This window comes from Chamaesiphon sp. GL140_3_metabinner_50, from assembly GCF_025361915.1.
Lineage (GTDB): Bacteria > Cyanobacteriota > Cyanobacteriia > Cyanobacteriales > Chamaesiphonaceae > Chamaesiphon.
Genome location: NZ_JANYJC010000152.1, coordinates 1 through 13,702 on the forward strand (window position 1 = coordinate 1; position 13,702 = coordinate 13,702).

Consider the following 13,702-nt stretch of genomic DNA (forward strand, 5'->3'; position numbering starts at 1 on the left):
GCAAGAGCGAAGCTAGGGGTCATCCATTCTCTTATCGCATGATTATTTATGCGATTCTCCACATGAGAGGCTACGCCAACGAATAGATGGACTAAGATTGTCCGATCGCATAAATCATAGTCCATCAGTAAATCATTTTAATCATAGTTCAGACAATATTAAGGGAGTATTATTGCCATAAATCACCTAAGGACAATCGCCAGAAAGTAAACACTGCCGTTGACAAAGAATCAAGCCAAACCAAGATTGAGGATCTGTCCAGATTTTAAGCGGCTGGAGGGCATGGTTTGTGAGCGTATCGCTCAGAGTGGGGAGATGAAACTTGCGAGAGATTTCGGTATGAATGGTTTCACCCGATTCGAGCGAAATTTCTAAATCCAAATCCTTGAGCTTGACTGTTTGAGCTGTCAAGCTTTTGAGGTGCATTTCGATCTGGCTGGCGACGGGATTAAAGAAGGCGTAATGTGCAAAATTATCGAGATTAAAGTTACCCTCAAACCGATCGTTCAGATGCTGCAACATATTGAGATTAAAAGCAGCCGTGATACCTTGGGCATCATTATAAGCAGCTTCTAGCACATCGATCGGCTTTTGGAGGTCTACACCTAATAAGAAAAATTCACCTGGTTGGAGAGCCTGCTGGACTTGAGTGAGAAAGAGATCGCAGGCTCGATCGTCCATATTGCCCATCGTACTCCCCAAAAACATCAGCATCCGGTTTTGGATGATGCGGGGTGGTAGGTTAGCCAGTGCGCGTTCGTAGGTACCTGCTACGCCACAGATATTAAGTTCGGGATAATCTGTTAATAATTGTAGTGCGGTGGTGCGGAGAATTCCCGCGCTGACATCGATCGGATAATAATGCAGCGGATCGTCTAGCTGCGAGTAAGCTGTAAGTAGGGTATGAGTTTTGCGAGAACTACCACTACCTAGTTCTACAAGTTCGCAAGCTCTAGTCAATTCGACAATTTCTGAAACGTAGGTGTCGAGGATGGCTTGTTCGGTGCGGGTGGGATAATATTCTGGTAGATCGGTAATTTGCTCGAATAATTCGGAGCCGCGATCGTCATAAAAATATCTAGCAGGTAGCGTTTTAGGATTTTGCCTCAAGCCATCGATAATGTCGCTACCACAATCGATTTGAGGTAAATCGGCATCTAGAGCAATCCATCGCAGTCGCGCTTCGTCAACTTGGGTTTTCACTTAAACTTTTCCTTCGATCTAGTAATTTGTGGGTATCTGAAATCTTATCTCGATTTACAAGTAGATGTATACTATTGTAGCAATCGGCACAAATTTGTAACTGCCTTTTCTTCATGAGAACCTAATATTTAAATAAAAAAAGGTAGGGATTTCCCACTCGCTCGATCTCGTTATGCCAGCCATCTGCCATTGGATAGAATATTTTTCAGAATCGACTACGCCAATTTGCCGATCTTAACCAGAATAAATGAACTAATAGTTTGGATATATTACGCTATCCATAGCGGTTAAAAATAGTCAATATCCCACATGCGATCGATTAAATCTATTTAAATTAATCTTGGTTTTTTCTGAAAAATTTCGATTAGAATGTGAGTCCCCTCCTCGCAGTATTCGATCGTGACACAGACTACTTTAGATCGCGCCCACCACATAGAATTAGTCGATGCTAGTAATATCGATCGAGCGTTACTCGCTTTAAATTTTAGATCTTTACAGGGGAATTCTGCTTACGATCGATTGTTTACTTCACCACAAATTCCGCGTAATAATAGCGGGCAAGTTGTGGCAAGTTGGATGAAAAGATATAGCCACTGCGCGAAGGGTGGTTGGTGGTGTGCGGGTTTAGATCCGCTTAATGATTGGCAAGCAATGGAATGGGGAACATTCAAGCCAAATTCACCTGCAAAAAATCAAGATGGTAAAGTTATTAAATACGAACATCCACCGAGTGTATCGACTCGATTATTTTGCTTGCGGGTAACTAAGGAAATTTGGGCAAAAACAGCGGCTTTATTTAAAGTTAAACTACCTGCTAAAATTGAGATAGATTTACATGGGGAAGCTCAGGGTTTTTGGCAATGGGTACTCGATCGACAACTACCGATCGTTATCTGTGAGGGTGTCAAAAAAGCCGCTACGCTATTGACTTACGGCTATCCGGCGATCGCGCTACCGGGAATTAATAGTGGTTACCGCGTTAGTAAAGATTTTCATGGTAATACGCTCGATCGATATCTAATTCCAGAGCTGGTTAAATTTGCCAATCGCAAGCAAGAGATTTCGATTTGTTTTGATTATGAAGATGTTCCTCGTAAAGCTAAATTAGTAGATACAGCAATCTTCCATTTAGGCGAGCTATTACAACGGTCTAGCTGTGTTGTTAAAGTTATTAGATTACCTGGATTAGAAAAGGGCATCGATGATTATATAGTTGCACGGGGTATCGATGCTTTTGAATCGATTTATCGCCAATCGCTAGAATTAGAAATAGATATCGCTCGATCGAAGCGGCATAGCGAATTAACCTATCCAGCTAATCTCGAAATTGAGAGTCGCTATTTACCTAAGATAGATTTTCCTGCTAGGGGAATTGTTGGTGTAAAATCACCTAAAGGTAGCGGTAAAACTACTGCACTAATTCCAGTAGTTGCTACCGCACAAGCAGAAAATCGTCCGGTATTATTACTGACTCACCGCATTCAACTAGGCAGGTTTTTGTGCCAAAGAATTGGTGTGAGTTGGATAAACGAACAGCTTCCCAAACAACAGTCAAATAGCCTTGGTTTGTGTCTAGATTCCATGTGGCGACTCAATCCAGCCGATTGGAAAGGCGGGATAATTATTTTAGATGAAGTCGAACAATCGCTATGGCATTTACTACATAGTTCTACCTGTAAAAAAAAGCGACTGGCGATTTTAAAAACTTTTCAGAAATTAATTAGTACAGTTGTCGAGACAGATGGACTGATTATCGCGCAGGATGCAGATCTGTCGGATATTTCGATCGATTATCTCAAGAGATTAGCCAACGATAAAATCGAACCGTGGATTGCGATCGACCGTTGGCAAGCCGAGCGAGGCTGGGATGTGCATTTTTATGATACTCCGAACCCTACGGCACTAATTCACCAGCTAGAACTCGATCTCCGGGCTGGACATAAATGCTATGTTACCACCGACAGTCGATCGGGTCGATATGGTTCCGATACAATCGATCGCTATATTCAGCAGACGCTCAAGCAACTTGAAGATAGTTATACCAAAACGCTGGTAGTTTGCAGCCATACTACCAATACTACCGGACATCCGGCGGTAGATTTTGTTTCGTCGATTAATACTCAGGCTCCCGAATACGATGCGGTATTTGTTACGCCAACTTTAGGTACTGGCGTGAGTATCGATGTCAAGCATTTCGATCGAGTCTATGGCATTTTTCAGGGTGTAATTCCCGATACCGAAGTACGTCAGGCATTAGCCAGAGTACGTGCAAATGTACCGCGATATTTGTGGTGTGCTAAACGGGGAATGGGGACGATTGGGAGTGGTAGTAATAATTATCGATCGCTTGCTTATTGGTATCAAGAGAACTATAAAGAAAACTACGCGCTAATGTGTCCGCTCATGCGGATCGATGTCGATTTACCATTTGTTTTCGATCCGATTCATCTCCGCACTTGGGCAAAATTTGCCGCACGGGTAAATGCCTCAATTACGCTGTTTCGAGATGCTGTTAAATTAGGATTAATTGGCGAAGGACACCAAATTCAATTAATTAGCGAAGATCGCGATCGCGATAGCCTACAAGAACTGAGAACGGCACTAATTCAGGCAACTAAAACCGATCCTCGAAAAGCGATGGAAATTATGCGGCAAATTGCCGACGTTCATAAAGATAAATCTCAACGCGATCGTGAATATAATTTAATCGGTACCCAAACTAAAAAAATTCAGCAACAGGTTAAACTTCAAGCCGCCCGCGCGATTGCGGCTGCTGAAGATCTCGGTCATCGGGATTATCAATATCTATCAAATAAACGCTTTATTACCGATATCGAACGCGCTCAAATTGAGAAATATACCCTTCAGCAACGCTATGGTGTGACAGTAACCCCAGAGCTAAAATTAAAAGATGACAAGGGTTATTACGGACAGCTTCTAACTCACTTCTATCTACTCAATCATCAGCAATATTTACCCCAGTCGATCTATTTAGTCTGGGATCGCGATCGCGAAACTAGTCCCGATCGAATTTTCTTGCCCGATGTCAATCATCATATTCTCAAAATTCAAGGATTACTCGCACTGGGCATTATTAATTTCTTAGGCTGCGATCGACAATTACAAATTACCGACCCAGATCTAATTTCACTCAAACGAATTAGTTACTTGTGCAGCCAACATATCAAACGCGCGATCGGGATTGATATGCCTAATTATAATAATGGTGAAGTTAATCCTATTACCGTTCTCAATCGTTTTCTACAACTATTAGGATTGAAACTTCAATCAATTCAATCTGGCTCTAATAAATCAAATAAAACAATAAGTTGTTATCAACTCGATCGATCGTTATTAAATGATGGTCGTGATGAAATTTTTAAAATCTGGCAACACCAGCAAAGTCGAGAACTTGTGCATCGGGCGTAAGTTGGTGGATAGTGGATAGTAAAATAAAGATCCCCGACTTCTCAAAGAAGTCGGGGATCTAGGGATCTAAGCATTTAGGCATTGGATCTTTGGCTCTAAATTGCCGTTATTCCCTAATTCTGACGAGTACTGCTCATCGCGGGAACTTTGTTGGTATTGGGAGTAGCCATATTTTTGGATTGAAGTACAGCGATCGCGCGTAGATATTGAGGATCTTTATTACTACCCAATAACGAAGGCGACTCAGCTAGATTCCTTTGTTCCATCGGGTTAAGATCGACTTTAACATCGGGAGTGACTCCTTTGTGACCGATATCGGTACCATTGGGAGTGTAATAGTGAGCCACTGTTACCGCCATTCCCGAACCATCGGAGAGCGAATGTACCGATTGAACTAGAGCCTTACCGAAGGTTTGGGCACCAACGATTTGAGCGCGACGATTATCTTTGAGTGCGCCTGCGAGAATTTCGCTAGCACTAGCAGAATTACCATCTACTAATACAGCCATCGGTAGCTGTGTTAGCGCGCCTTGTACCGCGCGGAAATCTTCATTACCGCCTTTACGATCGACTGTTTTAACGATCGTGCCATTATCTAACCACATCCGGGCGATTTCGACGCTGGCTTGTAGCAATCCACCAGGATTACCACGCATATCGAGAACGAAAGCATTAACTTGTTTGCTATTGAGATCTTTGATGGCTTTTTGCATCTGCTCGGACGAGTGCGAGCTAAATTCCGCTAGCCGAATATAGCCGACTTTCAGGCGACCTTCTTGTTTGACTTCCGAGAAAACTGAAGATACTTCAATTTGAGCGCGGGTGAGGGGAATATCGAACGGACGCATCGAACCGCGTGCGATTTTGAGCGTAATCGGTTTGCCAATTTCGCCCCGAATCAGACTAATTGCGCCATCGAGGGTCATATTTTTGGTAGACTTACCATCGATCGCAACAATTTCGTCACCAGCTTTAATACCTGCTTTAGATGCTGGCGAATTATCGATTGCTTCGGCAACTACAAGCTGCTGGGTGCGGGGGTTGGCTTCGAGTTTAATGCCGACACCAGACATTTCCCCACTGGTTTGATTATTTAAAGATTGAAACTGTTGCGGATCCATGAATCGGGTGTAAGGATCGCCCAATTTTTTGAGAGTAGAACGAATGGCAACGTAAGCTTCTTGACGGTTCTTATAGTTACGTTTGAGTAGTTCCATTCTGGTTTTTTGCCAGTCCAAACGGTTAAAAGTGCCGTCTACATACTCTCGATTAACAATTTGCCACGCCTCATCCACGATCGCTTTGGGGCTATCTTTAGAAGCGGCAAGAGCAGAACTAGCCAGCGGTAACAGTGTAGCAATGTAGGCTCCAGTAAACATTGCTCCACGCAAAACTTGATGTTGCCAAGCAGATCGAGATGTAGATGGTCGAGTCATAAGAACAATATGATTGCTTTCTTGGGATATGATTGCGCTGGAGATCGAGCGATGTGGGCGATCTGCCTCGACGCTAGATTTCTATTCTTGCTAATTTAACTCAATCTCGACAGATTTGTGGCACATTTAGTACTTTTGACGTTAGTTACGTAAGCAAACTTAATAAATCTTAACTTTGCGATCGTTCTAGATGGGAATGCTAGGAAGATGGTATAAATCGCGACTGTCAAAGGTCGTTTTGGATGCTGCATCTGATAATTCTAGACGATCGCAGCGAATGGCAAAGTTACAACGCTCACACGAGCCTGTAGACGCTGATACTTGCGGAAAATGTTCCTGTTTGGCGTGGTAGGCTGCAAGCCAGTTGGTTAACTTTGCAAGTAAATCATCTAAATCTAGCTTGGTTTGACGATGTTGTTTGAGAGTATAATCGATTTTCACCGATTTGGGTGTCGGGTTAGATTGAATAAACCAATAAGTAAAAGTCATTTGCTTGGGTACATAATTGCTGGTTTCGGCAAGAATATATAGATAGAGTCTAGTTTGCCATTCGCGATCGAGATCTTTTTTGTATTTAGGTAGGGGATAAGTTTTCCAATCAATAATTTGGGCTTTGTTAGAGTCTAAAATTAATAAGTCATAAATAGCTGTAAATAGATAATCATCAACTTCAAGCGTCCGAACGTGTTCGCTCTGTCGCCAAGCTTGCGTGTGTGTAGTAAAGAGTTCTGGCGCAGCTTGGAGCATCGCATCCATCCAGGTATTTAATTGCGGAGATCGGGCTAATATTGGCTCGATCGGTAACCCTAATTCGCGCTGGTGCATCAGCAAGTGAAAATCGCTGCCTAACTGGGTTTTAGATTGTCGATCTGGGGCAATCGGCATTGTCAATCGATCGCAAAACGTATACTCGAATTGACGCGGACAAATTTCGAGAATTTTCAGATGTCGTTGAGAGATTCGGAGCATAGTTGGCCGTAATATTCACTTTGTCAAGACGAAAACACTACCTTCATTACCTCTGCTGATGCGGAGATTTTCATCGAGATAGGTAACCTCAAGCCAAGCAGGTTCTTTACCTTGACGGTCGATCGGAATATCGATCGCGGTAAATTTTCGACCGTCTTCAATAGCGGTAATCAATCGATCGGGAGCTGAGTAGTTGAAGAGTCGCTGTAAGCCCACTAGAGATCGATTGAAGACCACATTTACCCTCGCTTCACTGACTGGTGTAAATTTGGCAACGATCGCCACTAAGCCATTCAATCCGGGGATCTGACTAGTCACTTCAGCAATATTATAAACCGCGCTGGCTGTCGGTCGAATGCACTGATAAATGTCGCCGAGTTTGGAGAGCGGAAATTTATCGATACCCAGCAAACTCTGGCTGCTAGTATATAACAGCCGCCAGTCACCGCCCAAAAGATCGATCGCCGTTGTCAGCGGACGAGGGTGAGGATTTTGCAATTCTAACTCGGCAATAGCCGCGAGAATCGCCTGTCGATCGACGGGGGTTGCTAAAATTCCGCGATTTTTGCCAGCGATGGCTGCAAGTAGTTTGGCTTTAGGCATAGAAATTCGCTAATTAATCAGAGATTTATCGATCGGTTAGCAGCGGATGTAATTTTTGCAGATCGCTATTTTCGAGCGAAATATCCTCTATCCCCTAAAATGATAGACTATGACAACTCGAAGCTAATTAACTCATCATGTCCGATTCCACTGAAGCCCTCGATATCCTAGATACATTTATCAACCCAGCCCTCAAACAACAACCTCGCTACGAACCAGCCCCAGTAATTGCCGAACAAAGAAACACTTCAATTTTAGAGTGGCTCGAAGCACAGGGGCGGTTGATCGATCGCGACGAACGGGATCCCGCCATCTCAGCGTTAGATCTGCCCAATTCTGATGAAGAATTATTTGAAGACGATCGCGCCTATGCCGAAGAAGAAGATAGCGATGACTCTGACGATACGGATGATGTCTAGACAGATTGTTTAGAGTCTTCACCCGCCAAGATCGATTTGTAAATTAACGTAGTGATGAAATTACCTCGGAGGAAATAGATGGAGGGTAAATCAGCATCTGTCAGGGGTTTGAATCCTACGGGAACTGTCTTGCTAATTTTACTCGGAATCGTGCTAACTGGATCGATTCTCTGGCTAGATTTACAGCAGGGCAGGGGTTTGATGAATTCACTCCTGCTCCCTTTTCTCGTGTCTACCGGACTGGTAAGCGCGATTGGTTATCAGGCGATTCCGCTGCTCAAGCAGTTAAAAATGGGTCAATTCATCCGTGAAGACGGCCCCCAAGCGCACCTCAAAAAAGCTGGAACGCCGACGATGGGGGGCGTATTTGTCGTCCCGATCGGAACGATTTTAGGTGTATTATGGTCGCGGTTCGACCCTGATGCGATCGCGGTTACTGTAGCGAGTCTGGGCTATTTTGCGATCGGTGGCGTAGATGACTGGAAAAGTTTGAGCAATCGCAAAAATGAAGGTCTGACACCCAAAGGTAAATTGTTATTACAAACAGCGATCGCCATCGCTTTTTGTGGATGGGCAATCTACCGCCGGGGTAACACGATTACCAACGTGCATTTACCGTTTAACATCATCATTCCCTTGGGTGTCTTATTCTGGGGACTGGCAGTATTCGCACTTTTAGCCGAAAGTAATGCCACTAACCTAACCGATGGTGTCGATGGCTTGGCTGGCGGTACTGGCGCGATCGCACTAGCCGGATTAGCCGCAATTATCCTCCCTAAAGAGCCGAATCTAGCGATCTTCTGTATATGTCTGAGCGGTAGTTATCTAGGCTTTGTCGTCCACAATCGCAACAAAGCCAAAGTATTTATGGGCGATACCGGATCTCTCGCTCTAGGTGGCGCACTAGCGGCGGTAGGAATTCTGACTGAGAATTTATGGGTGCTATTTATTTTAAGTGGAATTTTCGCGATCGAGGCTCTGTCTGTCACCGCTCAGGTGTTTTACTATAAGGCAACTAAAGACGCTGAAGGCAAAGGCAAGCGACTATTCAAAATGGCTCCAATCCACCACCACTTAGAGTTGAGTGGCTGGACGGAAACCCAAGTAGTCGGCGTATTTTACGCGATCGAAGTCGTACTAGTGCTGATTGCTTTGGCAACTAGATTTTAGGTTTTAGGCTTTAGGCTTTAGGAAAGAAGAGTAAAGGACAAAAGAAATAAAATTACTCCTTACTCCTTACTTCTTACTCCTTACTTCTTCCTCCTTACTCCTTACTTCTTCCTCCCCCATGCCATCCGATCCCATCCTTAGTTCGATCGACGAAGCCGCCGCCGCAGCCGATTGTGGCAGGTGCTCGATCGCGATCGATTATCTCCACAAATTACCGCTCGATCGGATTAATGGGAACGATCGAGTTTTAGACATTGCCTTGCAAATATTAGCTGAGGGTGATTTCGAGGACAGATGGCAGATTGCCAAAATCGTCCCCAAACTGGGCGAAATTGCCATTCAACCCCTGTTAGATCTAGTTAACGACCCCAACATCGATGCCGAAGATCGGTGGTTTGGAGCGCGAATTTTGGGGGAGTTCGATCGCCCTCAAGTTATCGCTGCATTGGTAGACATCATTAAAAACAATGAAGAACCAGAATTAACGGCGATCGCGGTTGGTGCCTTGACCAAAATTGGTACATCGGCGATCGCCGCTTTAACAGCAACCTTGGCAACACCCGATCTACCCGCAGCACAGCGGCAGATCGCCATCACCATCCTGACGCAGATCCGCCACTCCCAGACGATCGAGCCACTAATCCACCTCCTCGACGATCCCGATCCGCAGCTCCGTACCCTTATTGTCGAAGCCTTAGGTAGTTTTCACGATCCGCGCATTCCGCCATTACTAATTACTAAACTTACCGACACGGCGGCGAACGTTCGCAAAGCTGCTGCAACTGCATTGAGCCTGCGGAGCGATTTGGCGATCGCCTTAGATCTGAGCCGACATTTGCGACCGTTATTATTCGATCTCAATTTAGCCGTATGTGAAGCCACCATCCTCGGTTTGGCAAGACTGCCAGATCCTAAAGTCGTAGTATTATTGACCGAGGTATTAGTTAGCGATCGCACCCCCACTGCCTTAAAATCGCCTGTTATCTTGGCATTAGGCTGGATTGGGAACCAAACGGCGATCGATAGTCTAATTGCCGCTCTACCCGATATTCCGCTCGATCTGGCTCCCGAAATCATTGTCGCGCTTGGTAAAACCGAATTAGAACGCGAATATGCCAGTCAACGACTAGTCGATTATTGGGAATCCGCCGCTGTCGCTTCAACACATTCAGCAATTGTCGATCGCGAAATTGCCGCAGCACTGGGGAACTTGGGTAATATCGCTAGCGTCCCCACTCTAGTAAAGCTGTCAGCCGATCTCGACGATCGAGTTAGGCTCCATGCCATCACCGCGCTTGCTAAATTATCCCCAACTCCGATCTCCTAAAATGTGCAAATCGACTGACGAGCGCACCACCTCAATCCTGACTACTGATGGTTTTGGTTTCAGTCGATCGGAATGAGCGAAATGAGGAACTAGATGGGTAAAATAATTTTAACGATGGTTGGATAACAGCTAAATATTTAGAGTCAACAGAGTTTAATAATGTCTCGATTCTCAACTTCTTTGCTCCTGAGTACCGGATTGTTGCTAGCCACCACACTAGCCGCGATGCCTACCAAGCTATCGGCGACAACCAATCTTCGCCAGCACCCCGATCTGCCCTCATCAACATTTGTAGTACAGCAGCCACCTGCTAATTCTACCAAGCCAGCTACCGCTCCAGTCGGTAGTCCTGTAACTCAGCCTTTACCAGTAAATGGGACGAGTACCACTACTCCTAGCCAACCAGTCACGGGGACTAGTTCGACTCCCGCAACAACTCCCACTACCAAACCTGCGGCGACGAACACTCAAACCCCGGTAAATAACGCCATCACCCTCCTGCTCAAGCTCAAAGAAAAGCAGGTGTATGTTTATCGAGGTGATAAATTACTCAATAAATATCCAGTGGCGATCGGTAAAAAAGGGCGTGAAACACCCACAGGCGAATGGCAAGTAATGGAGAAAATTAAAAATCCAGGTTGGACTAGTTTTAGAACGGGCGAATACTTCGCTCCAGGTAAAGAAAACCCACTCGGTTCGCGCTGGATTGGGTTTTGGACTGACGGGAAAGATGTTATCGGTTTTCATGGTACTCCCAATGTTAACTCGATCGGTAAGGCTGTCTCTAACGGCTGCGTGCGGATGTACAATCGGCATGTAAAAGCACTATTTCCACTAGTCAAAGTAGGTACGACAGTAAAAGTTGTTGATGAGTAGCTTGCTTCACAAAAAAGGAGTGATGATTAATTATCACTCCTCGAATTTTTATTCTACTTAAATGGAACTTAGTTACCCAACTCATACCTCGATCTAGATGAGATTTAGAGTGATACTGTTCCAATAATTTATTGACGACAATACCTACAAATAAGACGGCACCGACAACGACGGTAATCCCGATCGCGGTGCGGGTGATGTATAACTGTTGCCATATCGTCAGCTTTACAGATCCCCGACTGTCTTGTCGGTTTTTTCATTCGGAGGGAACCTCCGAATAAAACCGCCGCTTCTCTAAGAAGTCGGGGATCTAGGTTTAAAGGATTTTTGCATGTCTTAGGGACTTCCAAGAAATAAATAGTTCCGAGAGAGGAAGATAGATTAAGAATCTATACCGACAGGAGATCTTAGCAAATGTTGGAACTCACAGACGGACTCAAAACATTACCGAAATCTATAAAACTGGGGTTAAGCTCACTAAACAAGCAATGGCTGATGTGGAAAATCAAATTCAAAGACTAACTTGCGTTAATAATGTTAATTGCGAAGATCTTCCAACTTCGATTTCAATTCTCTTGAGTCCCAAGCTTTCTGGTAATACTCTGCCAAAAGTTTTATTACCTAGCCTACCATCATAACTAATTGCAAATGATATGCCTCTTTCATTAAGATGTTCGAGGGCTATAACAAAATCCTCAAAATAAATTCCAGCAAAATATCTGGAATCTTTATTCCCACACACACCTTGATAAGGAGGATCCATATAAACAAAGTCATTGGTCTGGACTTTAGCTAGTACCTGTTTGTAATCTAGCGATGAAAATTGAGTACTTTGCTCGGCAGCAGCAGCTATGCTAATTGCGGCAGTTCCAGAAAAAGGCTCTACCAACCGATCTACTCGGCTAGGCAAAAACCGCAGAATATATGCCGCAAGGTTTCGCTTGTTGCCCTGAGACTGAACTGGATGAGGTAGACTAGCCATTGCGATCGCCGGACAAATGAGCTTATCGGAGTTTATCACAAGAGAAACGCGGGAAGGCTTTGTAGATAAGTTAATAGTAAACTACACTTGCTCTACTGTAATATCTGTAGATCGATCGCTTAACATCCACTTGAGAATACCAAGAATTTTTTGGACTGGCATCACTGCATAAGTAGTCAGATCGACAGTAACACTATTACCTTCTAATTTAAGAAATTGCCAAAATTTACCGCTAGTCACACAGCCATAAATAACTGGAATCCATTGCTCTTGACTCTGATTATAAAGTTGTGCTGCCAGCATTTCGGCAACACATTGACCCAATCCAGTCTCTAGATCTCCTCGTTTAGCTTCCACTAGCATTAAAACTGGGGCATCGATAGTTAATCGATTATCAGATCTACTAAATAAGAAATCACAAAAGCCGTTCAAGCCTCGCTCCTTGTCTACATTAAACTCTTCACCAGAAAATATTTGTACTCTTTCATTAGTAAGTCTTCTTGCTTCTAATAAAATCGGACTAACTAATATTTCAGATCTGGCTTTTTCAGTTCGAGCTGATTCGGCGATCGGTACCCAGCGATTGAGAACGCTTAGGATATCTGGTGCTGGTTCTGCTGGAGGTAAATCCGAGCAGAAAGGATGGTCGCGTAACTTTAACTTAAATTGATTCTTGACAGAATCTAACGTGAAATTGTTGTATGCCATAATTAGTAAATCGCCAGCAAACTACTCTAATTTTACGGGGAATTTCGATCGGAATACCAGCAATTCAAATCAACCGAATCCGAATATTGGACTTACCATCAAGCTGAGATAATAACCGATCGCGGAGTTGGTTGACTAGCACCTCCACCTCCTCCGGCGAACTGACTTCCCGCCCACTTAACTCGATCGCAATCGTCATCACCTGTTTGTCGGTGGCTTGCGACAGGGCATCGTCGAGATAACTATTCGCCTGTTCTTCCGCCATCTGTAGCCCCAATACTGCCGAATCTTTGAGCACCAGTAATGGCGGATAAAGTGCCTCAGCAGTCGTATTGTAGGTTGCGTCCGTCACCGGACGCAGTACATAGGTCGCTTTGTCTGGGCTGAGTCGGGCATAGCCAGACCGCTGCTTCACCTTGTGGCGAATCGCTTCTGCCTGCTGTTCCTGCCGCTCCAATAGCGATCGCCGAACGCTCAGGTAGTGGGACTCGATTTGCTGCAATTGCGGCTCCAGACTGGCAATATCGCGCCAGGGTCGATCGATCGCGAGTTGTGCCACTACCGCTGCAATCTCGGCTTG

The 13,702-nt window shown here is 44.6% G+C and carries 10 protein-coding genes and 2 pseudogenes; 5 read left to right on the plus strand and 7 right to left on the minus strand.

Annotated features, from left to right (window positions below; translation table 11 throughout):
- Positions 1-186 precede the first annotated feature (186 nt).
- Complete coding sequence (gene egtD, locus Q0R35_RS07990) at positions 187-1,203, minus strand: L-histidine N(alpha)-methyltransferase (RefSeq protein WP_295615805.1); 1,017 nt, start codon at positions 1,201-1,203, stop codon at positions 187-189.
- A gap of 399 nt (positions 1,204-1,602) precedes the next feature.
- On the opposite strand from egtD, the gene Q0R35_RS07995 reads away from it, so the two are divergent.
- Positions 1,603-4,632, plus strand: coding sequence for a plasmid replication protein, CyRepA1 family (locus Q0R35_RS07995; RefSeq protein ID WP_295615808.1), 3,030 nt, complete (start codon positions 1,603-1,605; stop codon positions 4,630-4,632).
- 113 nt (positions 4,633-4,745) lie between these two features.
- Here Q0R35_RS07995 and ctpB read toward each other — a convergent pair whose 3' ends face one another.
- The 3 genes from ctpB to Q0R35_RS08010 all read right to left on the minus strand — a co-directional run bounded on the left by ctpB (position 4,746) and on the right by Q0R35_RS08010 (position 7,640).
- On the minus strand, positions 4,746-6,068 hold the full coding sequence (gene ctpB / locus Q0R35_RS08000; protein WP_295615811.1) for a carboxyl-terminal processing protease CtpB: 1,323 nt from the start codon (positions 6,066-6,068) through the stop codon (positions 4,746-4,748).
- 186 nt (positions 6,069-6,254) lie between these two features.
- Positions 6,255-7,037 (minus strand): PD-(D/E)XK nuclease family protein, encoded by a 783-nt coding sequence (locus Q0R35_RS08005; RefSeq protein WP_295615814.1) that lies wholly within the window; start codon positions 7,035-7,037, stop codon positions 6,255-6,257.
- Between the two features lie 15 nt (positions 7,038-7,052).
- Complete coding sequence (locus Q0R35_RS08010) at positions 7,053-7,640, minus strand: PAP/fibrillin family protein (protein ID WP_295615817.1); 588 nt, start codon at positions 7,638-7,640, stop codon at positions 7,053-7,055.
- Between the two features lie 137 nt (positions 7,641-7,777).
- On the opposite strand from Q0R35_RS08010, the gene Q0R35_RS08015 reads away from it, so the two are divergent.
- The 4 genes from Q0R35_RS08015 (at position 7,778) to Q0R35_RS08030 (ending at position 11,432) form a co-directional block, all read left to right on the plus strand.
- Positions 7,778-8,059 (plus strand): DUF3134 family protein, encoded by a 282-nt coding sequence (locus tag Q0R35_RS08015; RefSeq protein ID WP_295615820.1) that lies wholly within the window; start codon positions 7,778-7,780, stop codon positions 8,057-8,059.
- A gap of 78 nt (positions 8,060-8,137) precedes the next feature.
- A complete protein-coding gene (mraY, locus tag Q0R35_RS08020; RefSeq protein WP_295615823.1) occupies positions 8,138-9,229 on the plus strand; it encodes a phospho-N-acetylmuramoyl-pentapeptide-transferase in 1,092 nt (363 codons plus the stop codon).
- 118 nt (positions 9,230-9,347) lie between these two features.
- Positions 9,348-10,556 (plus strand): HEAT repeat domain-containing protein, encoded by a 1,209-nt coding sequence (locus Q0R35_RS08025; protein ID WP_295615827.1) that lies wholly within the window; start codon positions 9,348-9,350, stop codon positions 10,554-10,556.
- Between the two features lie 159 nt (positions 10,557-10,715).
- Positions 10,716-11,432, plus strand: a complete 717-nt coding sequence (locus Q0R35_RS08030) for a L,D-transpeptidase (protein ID WP_295615830.1) — start codon at positions 10,716-10,718, stop codon at positions 11,430-11,432.
- A gap of 529 nt (positions 11,433-11,961) precedes the next feature.
- On the opposite strand, the pseudogene Q0R35_RS08035 reads toward Q0R35_RS08030, so the two are convergent.
- From Q0R35_RS08035 to Q0R35_RS08045, 3 genes and pseudogenes are all read right to left on the minus strand, one after another.
- A pseudogene (locus Q0R35_RS08035) lies at positions 11,962-12,414 on the minus strand (DNA adenine methylase); the annotation flags it as partial.
- A gap of 81 nt (positions 12,415-12,495) precedes the next feature.
- Positions 12,496-13,122, minus strand: coding sequence for a hypothetical protein (locus Q0R35_RS08040; protein ID WP_295615836.1), 627 nt, complete (start codon positions 13,120-13,122; stop codon positions 12,496-12,498).
- Between the two features lie 64 nt (positions 13,123-13,186).
- Positions 13,187-13,702: pseudogene (locus Q0R35_RS08045) on the minus strand (BREX system P-loop protein BrxC); the annotation flags it as partial.